The sequence below is a fragment of the Streptomyces sp. NPDC058052 genome, from assembly GCF_042885515.1.
In the GTDB taxonomy this organism is placed as follows: Bacteria; Actinomycetota; Actinomycetes; order Streptomycetales; family Streptomycetaceae; genus Streptomyces.
The window spans coordinates 1-16,430 of the sequence record NZ_JBHVRX010000057.1 but is presented as its reverse complement, the minus strand read 5'-3'; the positions used below and the strand labels follow the sequence as shown (position 1 = coordinate 16,430).

Genomic DNA, 16,430 nt, shown 5'->3' with positions numbered 1-16,430 from the left:
CGCCTGAAGAGCACCGTCCCGCGGGAGGCGCGCCGCGTTACGTCGTGCGCCGCCTCCGCGCACCCGGCCGCCGCTCGCTCGGCCGCGTGACGGGATCGCCCGCCTCCAGCGCCGCCTCCCGCCGCCGCAGCCCGAACTCCGCCAGCGCCTCGGCCAGCTTGTGGACGGACGGCTCGGGGGAGAGCACGTCGACCCGCAGCCCGTGCTCCTCGGCGGTCTTGGCCGTGGCGGGCCCGATACAGGCGATCACGGTCACGTTGTGCGGCTTGCCGGCGATGCCGACGAGGTTCCGCACGGTCGACGACGAGGTGAAGAGCACCGCGTCGAAGCCGCCGCCCTTGATCGCCTCGCGGGTGTCGGCCGGCGGCGGCGACGCGCGCACGGTCCGGTAGGCCGTGACGTCGTCGACCTCCCAGCCGAGCTCGATGAGCCCCGCGACGAGGGTCTCGGTCGCGATGTCGGCGCGCGGCAGGAAGACGCGGTCGATCGGGTCGAAGACCGGGTCGTACGGCGGCCAGTCCTCCAGCAGACCCGCGGCGGACTGCTCGCCCGACGGCACGAGGTCCGGCTTCACGCCGAAGTCGACGAGCGCCGCGGCCGTCTGCTCGCCCACCGCCGCGACCTTGATCCCGGCGAAGGCGCGGGCGTCGAGCCCGTACTCCTCGAACTTCTCGCGCACGGCCTTGACCGCGTTGACCGAGGTGAAGGCGATCCACTCGTAGCGCCCCGTGACGAGCCCCTTCACGGCCCGCTCCATCTGCTGCGGGGTCCGCGGCGGCTCGACCGCGATGGTCGGCACCTCGTGCGGCACGGCACCGTACGAGCGCAGCTGGTCGGAGAGCGACGCGGCCTGCTCCTTGGTGCGCGGCACGAGCACCCGCCAGCCGAAGAGCGGCTTGGACTCGAACCACGAGAGCTGGTCGCGCTGCGCCGGGGCGCTGCGCTCGCCGACCACGGCTATGACCGGCCGGTGGCCCTCGGGCGAGGGGAGCACCTTGCCCTGCTTGAAGACCTGGGCGATCGTCCCGAGGGTCGCGTTCCAGGTCCGCTGGCGGGTGGTGGTGCCGGCGATGGTGACGGTGAGCGGGGTGTCCGGCTTGCGGCCCGCGGCCACCAGTTCACCGGCGGCCGCGGCGACCGCGTCCAGCGAGGTGGACACGACGACGGTGCCGTCGGAGGCTCCGACCTCGGCCCAGCAGCGGTCGTCGGCGGTCCGCGCGTCGACGAAGCGGACGTCGGTGCCCTGCTCGTCGCGGAGCGGCACACCGGCGTACGCGGGCACGCCGACCACGGTCGCGACGCCGGGGACGACCTCGAAGGGGATGCCCGCGGTGGCGCAGGCCAGCATCTCGGCGCCGGCGTTGCCGTCGAGACCGGGGTCGCCGGTCACCGCACGGACGACCCGCCTGCCGCCGCGCGCGGCCTCCATGACAAGATTGGCCGCATCCCTCAACACGGGGACACCGGCGGCTGTTGACGCCTCGTCAACAACCGTCAGCTCAGGCGTGCTCACGCCCGCGCGCGCATGGCCGCGGACGACGTCGAGGACCTCCGGCTCGGCGATCAGGACGTCCGCTCCGGCCAGGGCCTCGACGGCCCGCAGGGTCAGGAGTCCGGGGTCGCCTGGGCCTGCGCCGAGGAAGGTGACGTGGCCGTGGCCCGCGAAGACGGGGGACACGGGGCTGGTGGTCGGGCTGGTGGGGCTCAAAGTGCTCGCTCCCCCATAAGACCGGCCGCACCCTTGGCGAGCATCTCGGCCGCGAGTTCGCGTCCGAGCGCCGCCGCCTCGTCGTACGAGGTGGGAACGGGACCGGTGGTGGACAGCTGCACCAGCGTCGAGCCGTCGGTGGTGCCGACGACGCCGCGCAGGCGCATTTCGGTGACAACCTGCCCGTGACCGGGACCGTCGGCGAGGATGTCGGCGAGCGCGCCCACGGGTGCGCTGCAGCCGGCCTCGAGGGCGGCGAGCAGGGATCGCTCGGCGGTCACGGCGGCCCGCGTGTGCGGGTCGTCGAGAGCGGAGAGCGCGGCGACGAGGTCGGAGTTCGACGCCAGGCATTCGACGGCCAGGGCACCCTGGCCGGGGGCGGGCAGCACGGAGTCGACCGGCAGGTGCTCGGCCGACAGGCCGCCGAGGAGTTCCTCGGTGCCGCCGATGCGGTTGAGTCCGGCCGCGGCGAGGACGACGGCGTCCAGCTCGCCCTTGCGGACGTAGCCGACGCGGGTGTCGACGTTGCCGCGGATCGGGACGCAGGTCAGGTCGAGGCCGTGGCTGCGGGCGTACGCGTGCAGCTGGGCCATGCGGCGCGGCGAGCCGGTGCCGACGCGGGCGCCCGCGGGCAGCCGGTCGAGGGAGAGGCCCTCGCCCGCGATGAGGACGTCGCGCGGGTCCTCGCGCCGCGGGATCGCGGCCAGCACCAGGTCGGGGTGCTGCGCGGTCGGCAGGTCCTTCAGGGAGTGGACGGCGAAGTCGACCTCGCCGTCGAGCAGCGCGTCGCGCAGGGCGGCGACGAAGACGCCGGTGCCGCCGATCTGCGCGAGGTGCTCACGGGAGGTGTCCCCGTACGTGGTGATCTCCACGAGCTCGACGGGCCGGCCGGTCAGCTGCCGGACCGCGTCGGCCACGTGGCCGGACTGGGCCATGGCGAGCTTGCTGCGCCTGGTCCCGAGCCTCAGTGCCCTCTCGGTCATACTCGCCCTCGGTTCTTGACGTCGGCGTCATTCAGGTCGGCCCGGGAGACGGAAGCCACCGTCTCCGGGTCGAGGTCGAAGAGTGTCCGCAGCGCGTCCGCGTACCCGGCGCCGCCGGGCTCGCTGGCCAGCTGCTTGACCCGCACGGTCGGCGCGTGCAGGAGCTTGTCGACGACGCGGCGCACGGTCTGGGTGATCTCGGCGCGCTGCTTGTCGTCGAGGCCGGGGAGGCGGCCTTCCAGGCGGGCGACCTCGCTGGCCACCACGTCGGCGGCCATGGTGCGCAGGGCGACCACGGTCGGGGTGATGTGGGCGGCGCGCTGGGCGGCGCCGAAGGCGGCGACCTCGTCGGAGACGATGCCGCGGACCTGGTCGACGTCGGAGGCCATGGGGGCGTCGGCGGAGGCGTCGGCGAGGGACTCGATGTCGACGAGCCGGACCCCGGGGATCCGGTGGGCGGCGGCGTCGATGTCGCGGGGCATGGCGAGGTCGAGCAGGTACAGGGGCTCGTCGCGGTCCGCGGCGGCGTCCTCGATCGCGTCGCCGGCGAGGACGAGCCCGGTGGCGCCGGTGCAGGAGACGACGACGTCCGCGCGGCCCAGTTCGTCGCCGACGGCAACCATCTCGGCCGCGCGCGCGGCCACGCCCGTACCACCGGGCTCGGCGAGGATCTCGGCGAGCCGCTCGGCGCGGGAGAGGGTGCGGTTGGCGATGACGATCTCGGCGACGCCGGCGCGGGCGAGGGTCGCGGCGGCCAGGGAGGACATGGAGCCGGCGCCGATGACGAGGGCGCGCTTGCCCCGCGCCCAGCCTTCGACGTCGGCGCCCTGGGCCAGCTGCTCCAGGCCGAAGGTGACGAGCGACTGCCCGGCCCGGTCGATGCCGGTCTCGCTGTGGGCGCGCTTGCCGACCCGCAGGGACTGCTGGAAGAGGTCGTTGAGGAGCCGGCCGGCGGTGTGCAGGTCCTGGCCGAGGGCGAGGGCGTCCTTGATCTGGCCGAGGATCTGGCCCTCGCCGACGACCATGGAGTCGAGGCCGCAGGCCACCGAGAAGAGGTGGTGGACGGCCCGGTCCTCGTAGTGCACGTAGAGGTAGGGGGTGAGCTCCTCCAGGCCGACCCCACTGTGCTGGGCGAGCAGCGTGGAGAGCTCGGCGACACCGGCGTGGAACTTGTCCACGTCGGCGTAGAGCTCGATGCGGTTGCAGGTGGCGAGGACGGTGGCCTCGGCGGCCGGTTCGGCGGCGAGGGTGTCCTGGAGGAGCTTGGCCTGGGTGTCCGAGGGCAGCGAGGCCCGCTCCAGGATGGAGACGGGAGCGCTGCGGTGGCTCAGCCCGACGACGAGGAGGCTCATGCCGGCATCACCGCGGGGACGTCCCCGTCGGGTCCCTTGCGGCCGCTCTCGGCGGTGGTGCGGGTCGCGGCCGGCGGCGCGGCGGCCGGCGGGGCGGTGTCCTCGCCCGGCTCCTCGCCGGCCTTCCGCTGCTCGTGGAAGGCGAGGATCTGCAGCTCGATGGAGAGGTCCACCTTGCGCACGTCGACGCCGTCGGGCACGGAGAGCACGGTCGGGGCGAAGTTGAGGATGGAGGTGACGCCCGCGGCGACGAGCCGGTCGCAGACCGCCTGGGCGACGCCGGCCGGGGTCGCGATGACGCCGATGGAGACGCCGTCCTCGGCGATGATCTTCTCGAGGTCGTCGCTGTGCTGGACGGGGATCCCGGCGACCGGCTTGCCGGTCATGGCGGGGTCGGCGTCGATGAGCGCGGCGACGCGGAAACCACGGGAGGCGAAGCCGCCGTAACCGGCGAGCGCGGCGCCGAGGTTACCGATGCCGACGATCACGACGGGCCAGTCCTGGGTCAGGCCGAGCTCGCGGGAGATCTGGTAGACGAGGTACTCGACGTCGTAGCCGACACCGCGGGTGCCGTACGAGCCGAGGTAGCTGAAGTCCTTCCGCAGCTTCGCGGAGTTGACTCCGGCCGCGGCCGCGAGCTCCTCGGAGGAGACCGTGGGTACGGAGCGCTCCGACAGCGCGGTCAGGGCGCGCAGATACAGCGGAAGGCGGGCGACGGTGGCCTCGGGAATTCCTCGGCTACGGGTCGCCGGTCGGTGAGTTCGGCCAGTTGCCACGGTGCTCCTGCGGGATGAGCGGGGCTGCAGGCGGCCATGCGTCCCAAGACCGCCCCGTCGAATGCAGGCTATGTCTTTGTGAACGCGTGCACAAAGATGGTGTCCGTTTTGTCCGGCCAAAGTGACCGGGGTCACGCGACCGGTTCTCGCCGCCGTGGAACCGTCCCACGGCGCGACGCGTTGGGATCCCGAAGGGGGCAAAGCCGCACACACTCCTCACGACGTGGCCCCCGAATGCCAACAAAACGTCCACGATGGTAACCGGCTTTCGGTCACGCACCCAGTTCGCGCCGGAGCCGCTCCGCGTCGACCCGCCAGAAGGTGTGCTGTTCACCGTCGACCAGGACGACGGGAATCTGCTCCCAGTACTCCTTGTACAGCGCCTCGTCCTGGAGGATGTCCCGCTCCTCCCAGCGCGCCCCGGTCTCGGCGCACACGGCCTCGATCACCGCCCGGGCGTCGTCGCAGAGATGACACCCCGGCTTCCCGATCAGCGTCACGGTCCGCGCGGCCGGGTCCTTGGCCGCGTCCTTCTTCTTCGTACGTCCGAACATGCCGTCCATTGTCCCGCCCGGTCACGGCGGGGACCCGCACTGTTCACACGACGGCATCCCCACAAGTCGGGAAGTACCGAACAGACTGGCTATGCTCCAGACATGGCCGCTCTGGGATGGCTCACCCCCCGTAGGCGCTCCGCCACCGCGCGCAGCGTCCTCGCAGGCGAGGCCGCCGCCGAGGCGGCCCGCAAGACCTCGCTCCAGCTGGAACGGGAGCGGGAGGAGGAGGCCGCCGCCCTCGAAGCGGCCCGGGCCGCCGAAGCCGTTCCGGAGGAGCCCGAGTTCCCGGTCGTCGGCGATGTGCGGGCCGCCGCCTTCTTCGACCTCGACAACACCGTGATGCAGGGTGCCGCGATCTTCCACTTCGGCCGCGGCCTGTACAAGCGGAAGTTCTTCCAGCGCAGCGAACTCGCCCGCTTCGCCTGGGCGCAGGTCTGGTTCCGGCTGGCCGGCGTCGAGGACCCGGCGCACATGCAGGAGGCCCGCGACAGCGCGCTCTCCATCGTCAAGGGCCACCGCGTCTCCGAACTGATGTCGATCGGCGAGGAGATCTACGACGAGTACATGGCCGACCGCATCTGGCCGGGCACCCGCGCCCTGGCCCAGGCCCACCTCGACGCGGGCCAGAAGGTCTGGCTGGTGACGGCCGCCCCGGTCGAGACGGCCACGATCATCGCCCGCCGCCTCGGCCTGACCGGCGCGCTCGGCACGGTCGCCGAGTCGGTGGACGGCGTCTACACGGGCCGGCTGGTCGGCGAGCTGCTGCACGGCCCGGCCAAGGCCGAGGCGGTACGGGCGCTGGCCGCCGCCGAGGGCCTGGACCTCGGCCGCTGCGCCGCGTACAGCGACTCGCACAACGACATCCCGATGCTCTCGCTCGTCGGGCACCCCTACGCGATCAACCCGGACACCAAGCTGCGCCGGCACGCCAGGGACCGCGAGTGGCGGCTGCGCGACTACCGCACCGGCCGCAAGGCGGCGAAGATCGGGATCCCGGCCGCCGCGGGCCTGGGCGCCGTCGCGGGCGGCACCGCCGCCGCGGTCGCCCTGCACCGCCGCCGCCGCTGACCCTCCGCACCCCGGCCCCGGTACGGCGGAAGACCGCGCGCGTACCCGAACTCCCCGGTGTTTCCGGAGCGCCACGCCCGTGCCGATACGTTTCGTCCGCGATCATCTGCGACAACCACGGACCAAAGGGGCTCACCCGTCCGTGGTCGAACAGCCGCGCCTCCCTCGACTCCCGGGCATTCCCGCGCCCTTACCCAGGAGCGGCCCCGATCACTCCCCTCTACCGCACATGAGCACAACGCAACGCCGACGTAGTCACACTCGGAAGTCACTCGATCAATAACCGGTCACCAAGTGCGACTTGATCTGTCCGCAACCTATAACTGAAGCGACGTAATCGATGATTTAGGCAACTGGGTGTAGCGCTGCCTGTACGAAGCGTTATTCTCCTCAGACGCACAGCGGAACCCTCCCGTCGCCACGACGAGTGAACGGCTCCGCACTGCACGTGATGGAAGCTCTGCCTCTGGGAGTCCCGTGTACCCACACGTCGGGGTTGACGCCTCGGGCCTGGCTACGCTGCGCGCAACGGTCCTCGACCACTTGCGTGGCTTCGTCCCCACCGCGTACGCCGGCCCTGCCTTCGCCTTCGCCGCACCGGCACCCGCCGGCCCTTGCTATGCCCTTGCCGACGGCGGTGCCGCCGTCGGCAGACGGAGCGCGCGCGGCTCCGGAAGCCCGGCCACCACCCGACGCCCCACCGCCGACAGCGACAGCGCCCGCATGATGGACCTGGTCGAGCGCGCCCAGGCCGGTGAGGCCGACGCTTTCGGCAGGCTGTACGACCAGTACAGCGACACCGTCTACCGCTACATCTACTACCGCGTCGGCGGGAAGGCGACGGCGGAGGACCTCACCAGCGAGACGTTCCTGCGCGCCCTGCGCCGGATCTCCACCTTCACCTGGCAGGGCCGCGACTTCGGCGCCTGGCTCGTCACCATCGCCCGCAACCTGGTCGCCGACCACTTCAAGTCCAGCCGCTTCCGGCTGGAGGTCACGACCGGCGAGATGCTCGACGCCAACGAGGTCGAACGCAGCCCGGAGGACTCGGTCCTCGAGTCCCTCTCCAACGCCGCCCTCCTCGACGCCGTCCGCCGGCTCAACCCCCAGCAGCAGGAGTGCGTGACCCTCCGCTTCCTCCAGGGCCTCTCGGTCGCCGAGACCGCGCGGGTCATGGGGAAGAACGAGGGCGCCATCAAGACCCTCCAGTACCGGGCCGTCCGCACCCTGGCCCGACTCCTGCCCGAGGACGCCCGCTAGCCCGGGCCGCCGACCGCCGCCGCTCCACCGGCCGTCCCCACGGCCGCCACCCCCTCCCCCTCCGTCCCCTCGTCCCGTCCCGCCCTCGTCCCCCGTGAAGCCCTTGCCGCCTCCCGTACACATCCCCCCACGCCACCACTGCCCGTCCCACCTCACAGTCGGTGACGCTTCGATGACGCACTGGTCCGATCATCTTTCGCGCGTAACCCAAGTGCCGCGCCGCTCGTTGTGCGAAATGCAGGCTCCCTGTGGTCACGCCCTGCCCGCAGACACTCACTCGTTCGTGTGGATCTGCTCAAGGAGGGCAACCTTCCGGACCCCTTGGGGAGTCGACCGTCATGACGAGAGGAGGTGCCGCCAGTGATCGCGAACGTGCACCGGCGGGCGAACGCCTTCGCCCAGGCCCTGGAGGACCGGGCGCCCGAGGGCGAGGCGGCCGGCCGGCCCGACGCCCCGGCCGACACGGGCGACCAGGGACGGCTGTTGGCCTTGGCGAGCGGTCTCGGCGAACTGCCGAAACCGGAGCTCGACCCCGAGGTCAAGGTGGTGCAGCGAGCCCAGCTCGTCGCCGCCATGGAGGCGATGTTCGCCCAGGGGACGGCGGCCGCGGGCCCCGCCGTCCCGGAACAGCGGACCACCAGGGGAGCCCACCGGGCCTCCCCCCTGCGGAAACTCCGCCCACGCTCCCGCTGGACCAAGGGGCTCGCCGCGGGCGGCCTCACCGTCGGAGTCGCGGCCGGAGCCTTCGGCGGGGTAGCAGCCGCCAGCTCCGACGCCCTCCCCGGTGACTCGCTCTACGGACTCAAGCGGGGCATGGAGGACCTCAAGCTCGGCATGGCCGACGACGACGCCGACCGCGGGGGCATCTACCTCGATCAGGCGTCCACCCGGCTCAGCGAGGCCCGCCGGCTCATGGAGCGCACCCGCTCCGGCGACCTCGACCACGAGTCCCTGAGCGAGATCCGCCGCGCCCTCGGCGGCATGAAGCACGACGCCGAGGAAGGCCACCGCCTGCTCCGCCAGGCATACGACCGGGACGGCGAGATCGCCCCCATGGCCCGGCTCAACTCCTTCGCCCAGGCCCACCGCGACACATGGAAGGGCCTCCGCGACCGCCTCCCCGTCCAGCTCGCCGACGTCGGCGAAGAGGTCACCGGCGTCTTCGACGCCATAGACCAGGAGGTCGAGCCGCTCCAGTCCATGCTGCCCCGCACCCCCGAGACGGGCGCGGTCGCTCCCGGCGGCTCCAGCGGCAGTCCCACCACCCGGCAGAACCAGCCGGGCACGGGCACGGACACCCAGCGGCCCCCGGCCACCCGGGGCACCCCCACCCAGGGCAGCCCTTCGGCCACCACCCCGCGCCCCTCCGGCACCACCCAGGGCGCCGGCACGGGCGGCGAGACCGGCACCGGCACCACCCCGAGCCCGGGCGCCGAGACGACCACCACCTCCCCCGAGGACGACGGACTCCTCGGCGGCAACACCGGCGGCCTCCTGCCGTCCCCCACGGGCACACCGACCGCCCCGGAGGACAGCCAGGTCACCCCGACACCCCCGGATGTCACCATCCCGCCACTCCTGCCGGGCCTCCTTCCAGGTCTCGGCATCGACAGCGAGGACGCTCGCTGACAAGGAGAAGGGGCGCCCCCACGGACGGGGGGCGCCCCTTCCTCCATGCCACGGCCCGAGGGACCGGCGCAGAATCGGCGCGAGCCCGGCAGGATCCGAAAGGGACGGCCTAGAAGAACACCGACCGCCGCTGCACCAGCAGCTTGTACAGCGTGTGCTGGATCTGCTCGCGGACCTGGTCCGTCAGGTTGAACATCAGCATCGGGTCCTCCGCCGCCTCCGGCGGATACGAGTCCGTCGGGATCGGCTCGCCGAACTGGATCGTCCACTTCGTCGGCAGCGGCAGCATCCCGAGCGGCCCCAGCCACGGGAAGGTCGGCGTCACCGGCACGTACGGCAGCCCGAGCAGCCGCGCCAGCGTCTTCGCGTTCCCGATCATCGGGTAGATCTCCTCGGCGCCCACGATCGAGCACGGCACGATCGGCACCCCCGCCCGCAGCGCCGTCGAGACGAAGCCGCCCCGCCCGAACCGCTGGAGCTTGTACCGCTCCGAGAACGGCTTCCCGATCCCCTTGAAGCCCTCCGGCATCACGCCGACGACCTCACCGGCCCGCAGCAGCCGCTCCGCGTCCTCCGCGCACGCCAGCGTGTGCCCCGCCTTCCGCGCCAGCTCGTTGACGACCGGCAGCACGAAGACCAGGTCCGCCGCGAGCAGCCGCAGATGCCGGCCCGCCGGATGGTGGTCGTGCACCGCGACCTGCATCATCAGCCCGTCCAGCGGCAGCGTCCCGGAGTGGTTGGCGACGATCAGCGCCCCGCCCTTCTCCGGGATGTTCTCGACGCCCTTCACCTCCACCCGGAAGTACTTCTCGTACAGCGGGCGCAGCAGCGACATCAGCACCTGGTCGGTCAGCTCGGCGTCGTAGCCGAACTCGTCGACCTCGTACTCGCCCGTCACCCGGCGCCGCAGGAACGCCAGCCCGCCCGCGAGCCGCCGCTCCCAGCCGGCCCGGCCCGGCCCGGCGCCCGGCTCCTCGTCCGCCCCGCCGCCCTCCAGGGCCTCCGGGGCCTCCGGAGCGTCCTCAGGGGCCCTCTCCGGGGCCTCCTCCGGCACCTCCCGGGCGCCGGGCAGCGCCCGTACCGCGGCCCCCGTCTCCGGGCCGGACGGTTCGTCGGGCCGGGACGGCCGCCGCCGGGCCCGCGAACGGTCGTCGTCGAAAGGAATCACCTTGGCGTCCGCCATCGCTGTGTCGCCGCTCCTCAGGAACCGTCGTGGGAAGGAATCGGATACGCCTCCGGGGCGACCCGGCCGGCCAGCCGGTCCACCGCCCCCGCGAGCGCCGCCGGCGGCAGCAGCCCCGGCCCCCGGCTCGCCGCGAAGTCCGCGAACGCCTCCGCCGTCGAGTACCGCGGCCGGAAGCCCAGCACCTCCCGCATCTGCGTGGTCGAGACGACCCGCCCGTGCGTGAGGAGCCGGATCTGCTCGGGCGCGAAGTCGGTCAGCCCCACCGTCCGCAGCGCGGAGCCCACCCAGGTCACCGCGGGCAGCAGCACCGGCACCGTGGGCCGCCCCAGCCGCCGCGCGCACTGCGACAGCAGCAGCACCCCTTCGCCCGCCACGTTGAAGGTGCCGCTGTTCAGCGACGCCCGCCGCGGCTCGTGCGCCACCAGGCGCAGCACGTCGATCACGTCGTCCTCGTGGACGAACTGCAGCCGCGGGTCGTACCCCAGGACCGTCGGCATCACCGGCAGCGACAGGTACTCGGTCAGCGGGGACTCCACCCGGGGCCCCAGGATGTTCGCGAACCGCAGCACGCACACCGCCACGTCCGGCCGCCGCCGGGCGAAGCCCCGTACGTACCCCTCGACCTCGACCGCGTCCTTCGCGAAACCACCGCTCGGCAGCGACTTCGCCGGCGTCGTCTCGGTGAAGACCGCCGGATCACGGGGGGCGGAGCCGTACACGGTCGTACTGGACTTCACCACCAGCCGGCCGACCCGCGGCGACTTCTGGCAGGCACCGAGCAGCTGCAGGGTGCCGATGACGTTGGTCTCCTTGACCGTCGTCCGGCCGCCGGCGCCCAGCGCCGTCCCCGTCACGTCGAGGTGCACCACCGTGTCCACCTCGTGCTCGGCGAGCACCTTGGCGATGGCCGGCCGGCGGAGGTCCGCCCGGACGAACTCGGCGGCCCCGAGCGGATGCGCGGGCTCGACCGCGTCCACGGCCACCACCCGTTCCACCTCCGGGTCCCGCTGGATCCGCCGCACGAAACGGCCGCCCAGATGCCGGGCGGCACCGGTCACGAGCACGACCTTGCCCAAGATCAGCGCCTTCCGTCCGAACTTCCGTCCGTCTTCCCGTAGCCGCCACCGTAGCGCCTGAGGATTTCAGTGCAATGAAAACGTGGCCCCTCACCGATGTCGGTGAAGGGCCACGCCTTTGTCACACACGGAATACCGCTCGCGCGGCGCCGCTTACTTCTTGTTGCGACGCTGAACGCGCGTGCGCTTGAGCAGCTTGCGGTGCTTCTTCTTGGCCATCCGCTTGCGCCGCTTCTTGATAACAGAGCCCACGACTACCCTCGCTCACTTCTTCTCACTGGTGCGGGGCGTCTGGGCCCACACGACCTACGTCGGCCTAGCCTACCGGCATGAGCGCCCGGCTCGTAATCCGAGGGCCGGACGCGGCTCACCGACCGTTCGGCCGCAGGACGACCGCGCGCCCGCTACGCGGTCCCCACCCCCACGTACGACTCCCTCAGGTACGCGTGAACCGCCTGTTCCGGGACCCGGAAGGACCGGCCCACCCGGATCGCCGGCAGATGACCGCTGTGCACCAAGCGGTACACGGTCATCTTCGACACGCGCATCACCGCGGCGACTTCCGCCACGGTCAGGAACTTGACCTCGTTGAGAGGCCGATCGCCAGCAGCCATGACCCACCTGTACCTTCCGCCGCGACGCCCACCGGCTTCCCCTCCGGTGACTCTTCGTCGTCGAACGCTCACGAATCAGACTAGGGGCGGGTGGTACGAGTGGGGAAGAGGAGCCCCTATCGCCCGTTTACCGTGACAGACACGCTCGATTGAGTACATAGCGCGTGAGGGGACGGTAGTACGCCGAGGGCACCCCGTCATCGAGCGGCACGGCCACCGCCACCTGCCCCTCGGCCTCCCCCACGAAGAGCGCCGGATCGTCCGTGTCGGCCACCCCGATCGCCTCGATACCCAGCTGACCAGCACCGCAGACCCAGCCGTGGTCCCCCACGACCAGCTCGGGCAGCGGCCCGCCGGCCTCCGCCGCGCTCTCCAGAGCGGCCCGCACCGGCAGCGCCGAGTGGGAGTGCGCCCCCACCTCACGCCCGTCCTCCGGCGGCCCCGCCTCCCGTACGAACGCGACGCCGCGTACGTAGTCGACGCGGTACGTGCGTAGACCGAACCGGGTCGTTATGTCGACACATCTCCCCTGCGCGGGGGTGAGTACGTCACATCCCGCCGCCGACAAGGCGTCTGCGAGCGCGGCGTAGAAACCGAGCAGCCGGTGCGGATGACCCGTCCCGAGGAGCACCGGAGCCCGCCGGGCCGCCACCGCCGCGAGCCTCCCCGCGAAGGCGTCGAGCCCCCGCAGCGTCCGCTCCGGATCGATCACGTCCGGCCCCGAGCGGTGCGCCGGATCGCCCGACACCCCGCACTTCTCGGCCATCAGCCGCAGCAGCTCGGCCTCGTCCCACCCCCCGGCCGGCACCAGCCCCAGCGTCACCCGGGGATCCCGCGCGGCGAAGAGCCGGTAGCTCCGCAGGCTCTCCTCCCGCGACGTCGCCACCGTCCCCGCCAACCCCGCCGCCAACAGATGCGCCCGCAGCGCCCCGGTACTCAACACCCGTCCGATGCTGCCGGATCATTCCTGTCGGAACGTCAGAACCGCTTCTCTACCGCACAGTTGGCGTAACAGAAGGACGGCTCTGCTAGGCGAGCAGCCCCCGCAGCGGGAAGGCCGCCCTGCGAGTCGCCAGCACCGCCTGGTCGAGCCGGTCCGCGGGGTCGTACCCGGCCGTCCACTCCCGGAAGTCCACCGGCCACCGCCCGTCGGTCATCCGTCCGGGCCCCAGCTGCCGCGTCCGCGCGTACACCTCGTCCCGCCAGGAGGACGGGACCACCGTCTCCGGCGCCACGGGCGCGTGCGCCGCGATCCCCACCAGGTGCGTCCACGACCGCGGGACGACGTCCACGACCGCGTATCCGCCGCCGCCCAGCGCCACCCACCGGCCGTCCGCGTACGCGTGCGCCAGCTCGTGGCACGCCTCCTGCACGGCCCGCTGCGCGTCGAGCGACACGGCCAGGTGCGCCAGCGGGTCGTCGAAGTGCGTGTCCGCCCCGTGCTGGGTCACCAGCACCTGCGGCCGGAAGTCGGCCAGGAGCTCCGGCACGACGGCGTGGAAGGCCCGCAGCCAGCCCGCGTCCCCGGTCCCGGCCGGCAGCGCCACGTTCACCGCGCCGCCCTCGCCGGCCCCGGACGCCCCGGTCTCCTCGGGCCAGCCGGTCTGCGGGAACAGCGTCCGCGGATGCTCGTGCAGCGAGACGGTCAGGACCCGCGGGTCCTCCCAGAAAGCCGCCTGCACCCCGTCGCCGTGGTGCACGTCGACGTCCACGTACGCGACCCGCTCCACGCCCAGTTCGAGCAGCCGGGCGATGGCCAGCGAGGCGTCGTTGTAGATGCAGAACCCGGCCGCGCCGCCCGGCATCGCGTGGTGCAGCCCGCCGGCGAAGTTCACGGCGTGCTCGGCCTCGCCCCGCCACACGGCCTCCGCCGCCGCCACCGACTGCCCGGCGATCAGCGCGGACGCCTCGTGCATCCCCTTGAACGCCGGGTCGTCGACGGTCCCGAGCCCGTACGCCTGGTCGGCGTGGCGCGGGTCGGCCGAGGCCGCCCTCACGGCGGCCACGTAGTCCTCGCGGTGCACCAGCCGCAGCGTCGACTCCCCGGCCGGCTTGGCGGCCACCACGTCGACCGCCCGGTCGAGCCCGAAGGCCCGGACCAGCCCCATGGTCAGTGCGAGCCGCACCGGGTCCATCGGGTGCTGGGGCCCGAAGTCGTACCCCGTGACAGCTTCATCCCACATCAACAGTGCGCGGCCGCTCATGCCCGCCACCGTATCGGGCCTCCCGCGCCCCGAACGACGTGGCATACACCACCGTCACCAGGACGAGCACCATCGGCACGAGCATGGCCCCGCGGTAGCTCCACGCGTCCCCGAGCGCCCCCACGAGCGGCGAGCCGACGAGGAAGCCGACGTAGTTGAAGACGTTGAGCCGGGCGACCGCGGCGTCACTGTGCTCCGGGAAGAGCCGCCCCGCGGCCGCGAAGGTCTGCGGCACGATCACGCTCAGCCCGAGCCCGAGCAGCGTGAAGGCGGCGATCCCCGCCCACGCCGACTGCGCCGACGCCACCAGCGCGAACCCGCACGCCGCGAGCACCGCCCCGGCCCGCACGACCGCCGACGCCCCGAAGTGCCGCACCCCGAGGTCGCCCACGGCCCGCCCGAGCAGCGTCGTCACCATGTACGCGTTGTACGGGACGGTCGCCGCCGCCTCCGAGCTGCCGAGCACGTCCTGGAGGTACTTCGCCGACCAGTTGGAGACCGTCGAGTCACCGATGTACGCGAACGTCATCACCAGGCACAGCGGCAGCAGAAGCCGGAACGACAGCGCCCCGCCCTTCGCCGGCGTGCCGCCCTCCGGGGCCGCCGCCGCGCCGTCCACGTACCACCGGCTGCCGAGGAACGCCGCCGGCGCCAGCACCACGACCACCGGCAGGTACGACCAGAACAGCGACAGGTGCCAGTGCGCCCCGGCCCAGGCCAGCGAGGCCCCCGCGATCCCGCCGAGGCTGTACGCGGCGTGGAAGCCGAGCATGATGCTGCGCCCGTACGTCCGCTGGAGGCTCACCCCCAGCATGTTCATGGACGCGTCGAGGGCGCCGACCGCGAGACCGAACAGGCCGAGCGCCACGGCAGCCATCCACAGCGCGTCCCCCGCGCCCACGCCGAGCAGCGCGAGCAGGACGAGGGGCTGCGACCACCGCAGCACCACCGAGGGCGCCACCCGGGCGACGAGCTTCTCCGTCGCCACGCTGGCGACGCCGGCGAGGATCGGCACGGCCGCCAGGAAGAGGGGCAGGAGCCCGTCGGAGATCCCGTACCCGTCCTGGATCCCGGGTATCCGGGTCACGAGCAGCGCGAAGGCCACGCCCTGGACGAGGAAACTGAAGGCCAGGGAGCCCCGCCCCCGCCGCAGCCGCACATCGGTCATGGCGGCACAGCGTAGGGCTGCCGGCTACCGATGGGTAGATGGATCACAGACCCAAAATGCCGGGCAGCTCGTCCATCCGGGAGAAGAGTCCGCGGGCGCCGGCGAGCCGGTCCTCCGGCGTCATCGCGGTGAACCCGTAGACGTCGATCCCGGCGGCCACGGCGGCCTGGACGCCGAGCCGGCTGTCCTCGACGACGACGCACCGCTCGGGCGCCACCCCCATCCGCGCGGCGGCGTGCAGGAAGAGGTCCGGCGCCGGCTTGCCCCGCCCCACGTCCTCGGCGCTGAAGACGACCTCGGCGGGGAACCAGGCGTCGAGACCGGTCTTCCGGTGTCCGACCCGGATCCGCTCATGGCTCCCCGAGGAGGCCACGCAGTACGGCACCCCGTCGGCCATCAGCCGCTTGAGCACCTCCACGGCCCCTTCCACCGGCTCCAGGGCCTCCTGGAACGCGGCGAAGACCCGCGAATGGAAGGTGTCGTCGAAGTCCTCGGGAAGCCGCTTCCCGGTCCGCTCCTCCACGAGGTCGTGGATCCGGTGGAGGGCGGCTCCCATGTAGTCGCGGAGGGAGTCCTCGTACGTGGTGGGGTGCCCGAGCTCGGTGAGGTAGCCGGCCAGCAGCCGGTTGGAGAGCGGCTCGCTGTCGACGAGCACGCCGTCGTTGTCGAAGATGACCAGGTCGTAGCGCATGGATCCAGCCTAGAACGCAAAAATGCCTCAACCCCCGGACAGAGTCCGGGGGTTGAGGCTAAAAATTGTTCGGCGGCGTCCTACTCTCCCACAGGGTCCCCCCTGCAGTACCATCGGCGCTGAAAGGCTTAGCTTCCGGGTTCGGAATGTAACCGGGC

The 16,430-nt window shown here is 72.5% G+C and carries 16 protein-coding genes and 1 rRNA gene; 3 read left to right on the top strand and 14 right to left on the bottom strand.

Annotation, left to right across the window (positions count from 1 at the left end):
- Positions 1 to 37: 37 nt before the first annotated feature.
- The 5 genes from ACFVU3_RS38915 to ACFVU3_RS38895 all read right to left on the bottom strand — a co-directional run bounded on the left by ACFVU3_RS38915 (position 38) and on the right by ACFVU3_RS38895 (position 5,382).
- Positions 38 to 1,708 carry a uroporphyrinogen-III synthase gene (locus ACFVU3_RS38915; protein WP_390073527.1) on the bottom strand — a complete coding sequence of 557 codons (1,671 nt, stop codon included), beginning with the start codon at positions 1,706 to 1,708 and terminating at the stop codon, positions 38 to 40.
- Positions 1,705 to 2,691, bottom strand: a complete 987-nt coding sequence (gene hemC / locus ACFVU3_RS38910; RefSeq protein ID WP_390073526.1) for a hydroxymethylbilane synthase — start codon at positions 2,689 to 2,691, stop codon at positions 1,705 to 1,707. Before hemC ends, ACFVU3_RS38915 begins: the two co-directional genes overlap by 4 nt.
- Complete coding sequence (locus tag ACFVU3_RS38905; protein WP_390073525.1) at positions 2,688 to 4,043, bottom strand: glutamyl-tRNA reductase; 1,356 nt, start codon at positions 4,041 to 4,043, stop codon at positions 2,688 to 2,690. Before ACFVU3_RS38905 ends, hemC begins: the two co-directional genes overlap by 4 nt.
- Positions 4,040 to 4,819 carry a redox-sensing transcriptional repressor Rex gene (locus ACFVU3_RS38900; RefSeq protein ID WP_390073524.1) on the bottom strand — a complete coding sequence of 260 codons (780 nt, stop codon included), beginning with the start codon at positions 4,817 to 4,819 and terminating at the stop codon, positions 4,040 to 4,042. The genes ACFVU3_RS38905 and ACFVU3_RS38900 overlap by 4 nt, the downstream gene beginning before the upstream one ends.
- Positions 4,820 to 5,091: 272 nt before the next feature.
- Positions 5,092 to 5,382, bottom strand: coding sequence for a glutaredoxin family protein (locus tag ACFVU3_RS38895; protein WP_169094349.1), 291 nt, complete (start codon positions 5,380 to 5,382; stop codon positions 5,092 to 5,094).
- Positions 5,383 to 5,475: 93 nt separating this feature from the next.
- Between ACFVU3_RS38895 and ACFVU3_RS38890 the strand changes: the two genes are divergently transcribed.
- From ACFVU3_RS38890 to ACFVU3_RS38880, 3 genes are all read left to right on the top strand, one after another.
- Positions 5,476 to 6,444 carry an HAD family hydrolase gene (locus tag ACFVU3_RS38890; RefSeq protein WP_390073523.1) on the top strand — a complete coding sequence of 323 codons (969 nt, stop codon included), beginning with the start codon at positions 5,476 to 5,478 and terminating at the stop codon, positions 6,442 to 6,444.
- A gap of 477 nt (positions 6,445 to 6,921) precedes the next feature.
- A complete protein-coding gene (locus tag ACFVU3_RS38885; protein WP_390073522.1) occupies positions 6,922 to 7,704 on the top strand; it encodes an ECF subfamily RNA polymerase sigma factor, BldN family in 783 nt (260 codons plus the stop codon).
- A 360-nt stretch (positions 7,705 to 8,064) separates the two neighbouring features.
- Positions 8,065 to 9,333, top strand: a complete 1,269-nt coding sequence (locus ACFVU3_RS38880) for a DUF5667 domain-containing protein (protein ID WP_390073521.1) — start codon at positions 8,065 to 8,067, stop codon at positions 9,331 to 9,333.
- Positions 9,334 to 9,442: 109 nt separating this feature from the next.
- Here the strand turns inward: ACFVU3_RS38880 and ACFVU3_RS38875 are convergent, their stop codons facing one another.
- From ACFVU3_RS38875 to rrf, 9 genes are all read right to left on the bottom strand, one after another.
- On the bottom strand, positions 9,443 to 10,516 hold the full coding sequence (locus ACFVU3_RS38875; RefSeq protein ID WP_390073520.1) for a lysophospholipid acyltransferase family protein: 1,074 nt from the start codon (positions 10,514 to 10,516) through the stop codon (positions 9,443 to 9,445).
- 17 nt (positions 10,517 to 10,533) lie between these two features.
- A complete protein-coding gene (locus ACFVU3_RS38870; RefSeq protein WP_390073519.1) occupies positions 10,534 to 11,595 on the bottom strand; it encodes an NAD-dependent epimerase/dehydratase family protein in 1,062 nt (353 codons plus the stop codon).
- Positions 11,596 to 11,748: 153 nt separating this feature from the next.
- A complete protein-coding gene (locus ACFVU3_RS38865; protein WP_003948845.1) occupies positions 11,749 to 11,847 on the bottom strand; it encodes a 30S ribosomal protein bS22 in 99 nt (32 codons plus the stop codon).
- Positions 11,848 to 11,999: 152 nt separating this feature from the next.
- Positions 12,000 to 12,209 (bottom strand): helix-turn-helix domain-containing protein, encoded by a 210-nt coding sequence (locus tag ACFVU3_RS38860; protein ID WP_030495139.1) that lies wholly within the window; start codon positions 12,207 to 12,209, stop codon positions 12,000 to 12,002.
- Between the two features lie 127 nt (positions 12,210 to 12,336).
- Positions 12,337 to 13,152: a phosphatase gene (locus ACFVU3_RS38855; RefSeq protein ID WP_390073518.1), complete on the bottom strand. Its 816-nt coding sequence runs from the start codon at positions 13,150 to 13,152 to the stop codon at positions 12,337 to 12,339.
- An 85-nt stretch (positions 13,153 to 13,237) separates the two neighbouring features.
- Complete coding sequence (locus tag ACFVU3_RS38850) at positions 13,238 to 14,413, bottom strand: acetoin utilization protein AcuC (protein ID WP_390073517.1); 1,176 nt, start codon at positions 14,411 to 14,413, stop codon at positions 13,238 to 13,240.
- Entirely contained in the window at positions 14,382 to 15,581 is a 1,200-nt protein-coding gene (locus ACFVU3_RS38845) for an MFS transporter (RefSeq protein ID WP_390073516.1), read from the bottom strand. The genes ACFVU3_RS38850 and ACFVU3_RS38845 overlap by 32 nt, the downstream gene beginning before the upstream one ends.
- A 43-nt stretch (positions 15,582 to 15,624) precedes the next feature.
- Positions 15,625 to 16,272 (bottom strand): HAD family hydrolase, encoded by a 648-nt coding sequence (locus ACFVU3_RS38840; RefSeq protein WP_390073515.1) that lies wholly within the window; start codon positions 16,270 to 16,272, stop codon positions 15,625 to 15,627.
- Positions 16,273 to 16,339: 67 nt separating this feature from the next.
- Positions 16,340 to 16,430, bottom strand: a 5S ribosomal RNA gene (rrf, locus tag ACFVU3_RS38835); the annotation flags it as partial.